The 6,904-nt window shown below is 43.0% G+C and carries 11 protein-coding genes and 2 pseudogenes; 3 read left to right on the top strand and 10 right to left on the bottom strand.

The window, feature by feature from the left end:
* A partial coding sequence (locus CCU_RS01765) for a flavodoxin (RefSeq protein ID WP_305803633.1) occupies positions 1-210 on the bottom strand: 210 nt, incomplete at its 3' end.
* A gap of 350 nt (positions 211-560) precedes the next feature.
* Here CCU_RS01765 and CCU_RS01760 point away from each other — a divergent pair.
* The 3 genes from CCU_RS01760 (at position 561) to CCU_RS01750 (ending at position 2,715) form a co-directional block, all read left to right on the top strand.
* Positions 561-1,229: a TetR/AcrR family transcriptional regulator gene (locus CCU_RS01760; protein ID WP_015533341.1), complete on the top strand. Its 669-nt coding sequence runs from the start codon at positions 561-563 to the stop codon at positions 1,227-1,229.
* Positions 1,210-2,031 carry a class I SAM-dependent methyltransferase gene (locus CCU_RS01755; protein WP_015533340.1) on the top strand — a complete coding sequence of 274 codons (822 nt, stop codon included), beginning with the start codon at positions 1,210-1,212 and terminating at the stop codon, positions 2,029-2,031. Before CCU_RS01760 ends, CCU_RS01755 begins: the two co-directional genes overlap by 20 nt.
* 72 nt (positions 2,032-2,103) lie before the next feature.
* On the top strand, positions 2,104-2,715 hold the full coding sequence (locus CCU_RS01750; protein ID WP_015533339.1) for an L-2-amino-thiazoline-4-carboxylic acid hydrolase: 612 nt from the start codon (positions 2,104-2,106) through the stop codon (positions 2,713-2,715).
* A gap of 5 nt (positions 2,716-2,720) precedes the next feature.
* Here CCU_RS01750 and CCU_RS01745 read toward each other — a convergent pair whose 3' ends face one another.
* The 9 genes and pseudogenes from CCU_RS01745 to CCU_RS01705 all read right to left on the bottom strand — a co-directional run.
* On the bottom strand, positions 2,721-3,776 hold the full coding sequence (locus tag CCU_RS01745) for an ankyrin repeat domain-containing protein (protein ID WP_015533338.1): 1,056 nt from the start codon (positions 3,774-3,776) through the stop codon (positions 2,721-2,723).
* Between the two features lie 23 nt (positions 3,777-3,799).
* Complete coding sequence (locus CCU_RS01740; RefSeq protein ID WP_330369790.1) at positions 3,800-4,018, bottom strand: hypothetical protein; 219 nt, start codon at positions 4,016-4,018, stop codon at positions 3,800-3,802.
* Positions 4,019-4,105: 87 nt separating this feature from the next.
* Entirely contained in the window at positions 4,106-4,378 is a 273-nt protein-coding gene (locus CCU_RS01735; protein ID WP_004853622.1) for a GNAT family N-acetyltransferase, read from the bottom strand.
* Positions 4,368-4,520, bottom strand: coding sequence for a hypothetical protein (locus tag CCU_RS01730; protein WP_004853620.1), 153 nt, complete (start codon positions 4,518-4,520; stop codon positions 4,368-4,370). The genes CCU_RS01735 and CCU_RS01730 overlap by 11 nt, the downstream gene beginning before the upstream one ends.
* A gap of 5 nt (positions 4,521-4,525) precedes the next feature.
* Complete coding sequence (locus CCU_RS14665; protein WP_334290442.1) at positions 4,526-4,711, bottom strand: winged helix-turn-helix transcriptional regulator; 186 nt, start codon at positions 4,709-4,711, stop codon at positions 4,526-4,528.
* Positions 4,680-5,465: pseudogene (locus CCU_RS01720) on the bottom strand (VirD4-like conjugal transfer protein, CD1115 family); the annotation flags it as partial. The gene CCU_RS14665 and the pseudogene CCU_RS01720, both read right to left, overlap by 32 nt.
* 147 nt (positions 5,466-5,612) lie before the next feature.
* Positions 5,613-6,059, bottom strand: coding sequence for a hypothetical protein (locus CCU_RS01715; RefSeq protein ID WP_015533334.1), 447 nt, complete (start codon positions 6,057-6,059; stop codon positions 5,613-5,615).
* A gap of 112 nt (positions 6,060-6,171) precedes the next feature.
* The gene (locus tag CCU_RS01710; RefSeq protein WP_004853612.1) at positions 6,172-6,336 is read right to left on the bottom strand and encodes a transposon-encoded TnpW family protein; all 165 of its coding nucleotides are present in this window, start codon (positions 6,334-6,336) and stop codon (positions 6,172-6,174) included.
* 266 nt (positions 6,337-6,602) lie between these two features.
* Positions 6,603-6,904 (bottom strand): annotated as a pseudogene (locus CCU_RS01705) (virulence-associated E family protein); the annotation flags it as partial.

The raw sequence follows: 6,904 nt of genomic DNA, 5'->3' as shown, positions 1-6,904 counted from the left end.
ATTTGAATCATCAAGCTCCGGTCTAAGCTTCTTGTCGCTCATCTCGACGCTGCTTCTGGATTTCTTGTTCATCCAGTCAAGGTCAGCCTTGGTGTACAGCTCCTTTGGTTTGATCTCGTACAGGTCTGCGCCTGCTGCCTCCGATATCATCTCTGCAACCTTTTTCGTGGTTCCACTTGCGCTGAAATATGCTATAAGCTTTTTTGACATTATGTAAACCTCCTTCAACTAAACGTCATCCCATTCTAATCACCTTTGACGTGGAATGATGCTGCATGTCAAGTCTTCGTCAAAAACCTGACACATTCCAATATCCGCCCACACATCCTGTGAATGTATGAGCATAAAAATAAGCAAGTACTTTTCAATACATGCTTATTTTAGTCCTGATATATCTATATGTCTAATACCTATATCGAATTATCTGTTATGCCTAAAAGGCATATTGTTACATCAGTCGCTTAATGATAGAAATTTTCAATTAACTCATTTAATCTTCTGGCCGCTTGATTTTGCAAATCCCATGTGATATAAAGTAAACACTGTTTACCAAATAGTAAATGGAGGTGACTATCATTCGGGAAAGTACAAAGGAAACAAGGGCGGCAATACTGAAAAGTGCCATGGAAGTCTTTCTTGAGGTTGGATATCAGGAGGCGTCCATGCGTAAGATTGCCGCAAGGGCCGGTATAACCGCAGGCGCAATATACAAGCATTTCTCAGGCAAAGAGGAAATGTTTGACGAGATATTTGAGGAAAGCGGCAGAAAGCTCATGGAAGTCACTGAATCCATGATCGGAATAGACTTCACTGCCATGTCAGATGACGAGCTGTTCAATGTGTTGTATTCCAGGATATCAGTACAGATATTCGATATGCTTGAGGGCGACATGCAGCTCTTTCATATGCTGCTGAAAAATGACTCAGGCAAATGTCTGGAGAAATTCCGCAGTATCTATATAGAAAGAAGTGCTGGCTTTGCGCTTAAGTACTATGACGAGTTATACAAACGTGGGATCGCAGTCAGGAAATTATCTAAAAAAACAGTGTATATGCTCTCTCTGGCTGAGTTCTCAATGGTCTGTGAAATAATTGCAGATGACTCATGCCAAAGTGGAGTCACATCAGAGATGAAAACTGCATTTATGGAAGCTATGAATGTTCTGCTGCACGGCATAGAAGCAGGATTGCAGATAGGAGGAAAAACAAATGGAAAAAAAGAAAATTGAAAAGGGTTCTGTCCAGGAAACTCTTCTTCTTCCACTGTACGGAAGAAAGCGTGCCATGGAGATGTATCCGGGAAACTTTAATGATCTTGACTGCCAGAGAATATACAACGAGGTCGAGATAGACTATAACAGGAAAGGTATCATGGAGAAAATCGGTGCTATCATGGCTGCCACCAGACAATATGATCTGGCATCCGTCTGCCGATCGTATCTCAAGGATCATCCAAGAGCCTGTGTTGTGAACCTCGGCTGTGGTCTCGACACAACATTCAGCCAGGTGGATAACGGACAGGCACGTGCGTACAATCTGGATTTTCCTGACGCCATAGCTGTCCGCAATGAACTTTTAGGTGAGCGTGAACGCGAGACAAATATCGCCTGTGACCTCAACGATCTCTCATGGTTTGACAAGATAGATTTCCGCCCTGAGGACGGGATCGTATTCTTCGCATCGGGGGTATTCTACTATTTCAAAACTGAGCAGGTTAAGACTTTGTTTGCCGCCATGGCTGAACATTTTCCTGGAGGCAAGCTGGTATTTGACGCGACGAAGAAAAAGGGGCTTAAGAACATGCTGAAGACATGGCTCAAGGACTGTGATGACAACATCGGTGTTTATTTCAGTGTCGATGAACTCTCGGAACTTAAGAGCTGGAGTTCTTCATTCAGTTCTGTCATCAGGAAAGGATATCTCACAGGGTACAGACCTCTTGACAAACGATATGGATTTGTACTCAACACTGTTTTTAAGCACCTGGACAAATCCTGCATGTGTCAGATAATCGAGATACGCTTTAAATAAATCGACAGGCCAATAATTGACCTGTATTGATAATTTGACTGGTGTCAAATAGAATAGAAAGGATATGTAACTATGGAATATGGATTTACGCAGAAATTATTTTGTTATTTCTTTCACAATTCATGCATGAAGCAGGCAAAAACACAGCATCTAAGCCTTGACAGTAAGGCTATAAAGAACGAATACAAAGCAGTCCTTGAGCGTGCCGATGACATAGGAAAGTCGCACCTCATGAACTCATACTGCATGGGCGCATATTTCATCGCACTAAACAGAAAGACTTCTCTTTCACCGGAGGAATGTTTCAGCCTGTACAAAGACGGGCTGTACAACAATAAACTTTTTCATATGGTTATTGGAAATGCAGACAGCTATCTCGATGAAAAAAAGCTTCCGGGAAGGAAGAAATGGTCTGAGGAATCTCATCTGAGACGCTATAAGAATGACTGGGTTCTTGACATCATCGAGGGCGGGCCAAACGATGACTTCGTACTCGGCTATGATTATCACAACTGCGGGATCTGTAATCTCTGCCGTGACGAGGGATGCTTTGAACTGGCAAAATATCTGTGCCGTATGGATTTCGTGCTTGCTGACATGATGGACTTGAAGCTCACAAGGACTCAGACTCTTGCCGAAAATGGAGCTTACTGTGACTTCCGCTATGGACGGAAGTCACAGTAATTGATCTATCTTTTATAATCAAGTTCTCCCACTGCCATAGGATTCAGATTCAGTGTCACCCATTTGACCGAAAGCTCTGTGAGTCTGTTTATATCCGTCTCATCGGCATCTTTGATGCCGTTTATGAGTCCGGCAAATTCTCTCTGCTCGTACGCGTCAAGTGGTGTGCCCATACATATGTATCGATACAGGGCATTTGCCATGCTCTTGAAATCTGAATCCCAGTTGCAGCATGCGTTATCTAGTATCTCATAGGCAAGTTTTCCCGATATACGGATGACCTCGCCCTGAACTGTGCCCGCATGTCCCGAACCAGGCACAAGAAGATTCCACAATTCTCCATGCTGCTTCTGCCAGCGCTTCTCATGAATGACGATCGGCGATGTGCCGTCATATTCTACCCGCCTTGGAACAGAGGCAACTCCGAGCAGTCCGTACAGACTCTCCATCGCCCTGTCGAGCTCTGGCATAATATCTGGACTCATATCTTTCCTGCGAAACTCTATATCCTCAGCCGCGCTTCTCATATATGTTCTTATTTTATCTGTGACCGGAACTCCTATCCCGATCAGATACTCTGCTACCGGCGCAAGCTTTATCAGATCAAATGTCCTTGCCCAGTGAAACGCTCTCTCAAGTGGAGTCTCCCCTGATCTGGATGTTACTTCTGCATCTGCTCCCGCCTGTATCAGACATTTGACAAGCTCAAGATTGCCAGTCTTCACAGCCACATGCATTACGGTCTCTCTGTCAAGGCCCTGGGTGGCTGTTATGTCTGCGCCCAGCTTCACCAGCGCTATTGCCTGTTTCTCTGATAACATTCTTCCAGCATGATAAAGCAGCGGTGTGTAGCCATACTGGTCAACATAGTTGATGTCGATCCCCTGCTCTATCAGCCACCGCATCATCTCCTCTGAAAGTGGAAATTCCAGTGCATTTCCCTTGTTGTATCCGCCATATGCATTGATGTCGCATTTGCCCAATACCTTCTTGATGTCCTCATCACTTGCCGTCTGCACAAGCTGCTCAAAATCCTTTGGCAGTGTTTTTCTCTTTGCCATGTGTGTACCTCCCATATTCTATTCTACTTACCCCTGATCTTCCTGACATTCCTGTTCATCATATGCCTTCCCCAGTTTCTGTACAGGAACGCCTTCACCCTTGACATCTCCTGATGGTGTTCTTTTAACAGTTCATCCGGCGAATCATACACTCCGAAATCCTGATTGATACCTTCGCTCTGGATATATGTATTATTCCTGTCAAAATCTATAACAGGATTCTTAAAGTCCTTAACTGCCACTCCACTTTCTCTCTCTGATGAGCTGCTTGATATTCTCATTTGAATAGTCGAGCATCTTTGTCTCTGTCAAATAATCGTGCATCCCTTTTACCTCTTATCCGAAAAATTGCATATCTGTATCGGTGTGCCACCTTCCATAACGTGGAAACCGTGTCTCTCATAGAAAGCGACATTCTTGCTGTCCTCCTGCATTCCCTCTATGTACAGATAATTCTTATATTTATCTCTAATATATTCTACCATATTTCCGGCTATTTTCTGCCCCTGATATTCAGGATGCACAAGAACATAGTGTACAAATGCCACCAGCTCTGAATCATCCAACACTCTTGCAAGTCCGACAAGGCGCTCACCCACCATCCCATGCGGTAAGAACAGTCTGTGAGTTCATAAGTGCTTTGTGAAGTCTCTGTGGGTATTCTGCCGAGATCCACCCAACCGACTTAAAAAGCTCCTGTACCTGATCCTGTGTAAATGTTTTCTCTTCTGTATATTTTATCATTATGTCTACCCCCTATGGTCACATTTCTGGCACTGTGTCATCTCGTTTTCGTTGTCTTCCTTGTAAAAGGTTCCTGACCACTGACAAATACTCTTAAGTATCGGTACAACGGATCTGCCCTTATCTGTAAGTGAGTATTCAACTCTCGGAGGAATCTCATCATATGATCTTAGAAAACTTTGGTTTTCCATATTCGGAAACATATTTCTCAATGTCAAATTGATTTTTCTTGTCAAAATCCGAAAGCTCTTTGTACATCTCGTTTGCGGTTATATCGACCTTATCTGAAAAGAACGGTCTTACTCCACGCACCTGCAATATACATTTGCCGCCATCCATAAGAGCCAGGCGGTCTTGGCTCATAAGCTCCCGCCCAAGTTTCTGATAGTTCAGACCATAGGACTGAGATGTTCCTCTGGTATCAGAGGTGTTGTACGTGTCAATCGTTTCCTTACCCAGCACTTCCGACAGATCTTTTAATGTTGGCTTCTCCTTGCCACCTAAAAACAGAAATGTATCGCAGTTACCCTCGATCGTCTCTGCGTTATCCTTATAAATTGACTTTAACTGTGCCTTAGACTGTAGGATAATGGATGCCGATATCTCTCTGCTTCGTATGGTTGCAATCAGCTTGTCAAACTTCGGAATCTGTCCGATGTTTGCGAACTCGTCCAGGATACACCGCACATGTACCGGGAGCTTTCCATGGTATTCATCGTCTGCAATCGTGCAGAGCAGATTGAAAAGCTGTGTGTACATGATTGATACCAAAAAATTAAGGGAATCATCTGTATCCGAAATAATGACAAACAGTGCTGTCTTTCTTCTACCGATGTCCCCTAAGTCGAGTTCATCATATGCTGTTATCTCCCTGACTTCCTTGATGTCAAATGGCGCAAGTCTCGCACCACAGGAAACCAGAATACTCTTGGCTGTCTTACCTGAAACAAAATGTCAAAGACTTTTTAGTACCCATACATTTCATTGCATGAAAAAAGCCACTGTAGATTTCTCCACAATGGCTATAAAGTCATTTTTATTCACTTTTGATTTTCGGCAACCTCATGCCCAAACTGGAATAGGTTTGACACTTTAATCGGGACTGAACTCCTTATCGGTAATGACATAATGAAATTCATCTGCACCAAAGGTATCTTTGTCCAGATCTGTAATAGTAAATGTAGTTCCATCAAATTTCATATAGCCGCTGGTGCCGTCAACAACAACGCCATCTTTTACAATGTCCAGATAAACAATTCTATCGATGCTATTCAACTCATAGGCCTGCCAACCGTCCACACCCTGAAAATAGGCTGTAACATTGGCAAACGGTTCATCGTTTTCCTTCTTGCAGACAAGATAACTGGCACTGTCCTCCGATACCCAGGTGGCAGTCATTCCCCAAGGACCTTCCGTTGATACATATCTCCCAAATTTATGGTCGTTGGTACGGTTAATTATGAGTCCTACAAAAGAACCAACAACGAGTACAAGAATAAGCACAACGACACCAACAATGATTTTTACATTCTTCCTCATGATAAATTCACCCTTCCATAAATTCATCTGTTAAGAATATTCTTATTTTTCGCTCTTATTGAACATACTAATTATACCACAATATATGCAAGTTTTCCATATGCTTTTCTACCTATGCCGTATGCTGATTTGCCCTAACATCATTCTCAATCAGCCTCTTTATCTTGTCCTTCATGCTTTCTTCGGCATCCTCATTGAAATGCACTCTCACAACATACATTGTGCCACCTATCTGCTTTCTGAGTGCTACCGGTGTGTGTGATTTTCTATTCTCCATTTGTGTTCTCCTTTATGTCTGCCTGGTAAGGAAGAGCCTCTTTCAGCTGACAACCGGAAGCTGACAACCGACCTCTAAAAACTCTCAATTCCTTTTATTTATAGTTACTTTTCCTAAATTTACTTTTTCTCAAATATTCCGTTGCTTTCGTTGTCAGAACTATATATATCCCTTAAAAACATAGTAAATATAAGGTTTTATAGAACATAGAACCGACAACGGGGTTGGCAACGGGATAGACAACCAGCCGACAACCTATCAGGCATTTATCTCTCCATCCACTCCGGTGGCAATGATAACTGCTCCATCTGCTCCTTGGTTATCGGTTGAAAATCCTGACCTCTGTTGTCAGGCTTCTCCCATCCTTTCTGCCTGCGGTATGGTTCAGGAAAATGTCTTGGATTACTAAAGGCAATCCAATCACTGCAGTTATTCATAATGTCATTAATCTCACGAATTTCCCATTGTGCCGGATTTCCGTCATTTCCCAATGCCTCAGAATATAACTGCCTTGAACATACCATGCTTCCCTCGTAATGCTCCAAATAGTCAAGAATCAGCTCTTTCT

Source organism: Coprococcus sp. ART55/1 (assembly GCF_000210595.1).
Lineage (GTDB): Bacteria > Bacillota > Clostridia > Lachnospirales > Lachnospiraceae > Coprococcus > Coprococcus aceti.
The sequence above is the reverse complement of the archived record's forward strand: the minus strand, read 5'-3'. Positions and strand labels throughout refer to the sequence as shown.

Coding starts and splice junctions, on each gene's coding strand:
- CCU_RS01760 (WP_015533341.1), top strand. CDS start 561: ATGGAGGTGACTATCATTCGGGAAAGTACAAAGGAAACAAGGGCGGCA.
- CCU_RS01755 (WP_015533340.1), top strand. CDS start 1,210: ATGGAAAAAAAGAAAATTGAAAAGGGTTCTGTCCAGGAAACTCTTCTT.
- CCU_RS01750 (WP_015533339.1), top strand. CDS start 2,104: ATGGAATATGGATTTACGCAGAAATTATTTTGTTATTTCTTTCACAAT.
- CCU_RS01745 (WP_015533338.1), bottom strand. CDS start 3,776: ATGGCAAAGAGAAAAACACTGCCAAAGGATTTTGAGCAGCTTGTGCAG.
- CCU_RS01735 (WP_004853622.1), bottom strand. CDS start 4,378: ATGGTGGGTGAGCGCCTTGTCGGACTTGCAAGAGTGTTGGATGATTCA.
- CCU_RS01730 (WP_004853620.1), bottom strand. CDS start 4,520: ATGATAAAATATACAGAAGAGAAAACATTTACACAGGATCAGGTACAG.
- CCU_RS14665 (WP_334290442.1), bottom strand. CDS start 4,711: ATGGAAAACCAAAGTTTTCTAAGATCATATGATGAGATTCCTCCGAGA.
- CCU_RS01715 (WP_015533334.1), bottom strand. CDS start 6,059: ATGAGGAAGAATGTAAAAATCATTGTTGGTGTCGTTGTGCTTATTCTT.
- CCU_RS01710 (WP_004853612.1), bottom strand. CDS start 6,336: ATGGAGAATAGAAAATCACACACACCGGTAGCACTCAGAAAGCAGATA.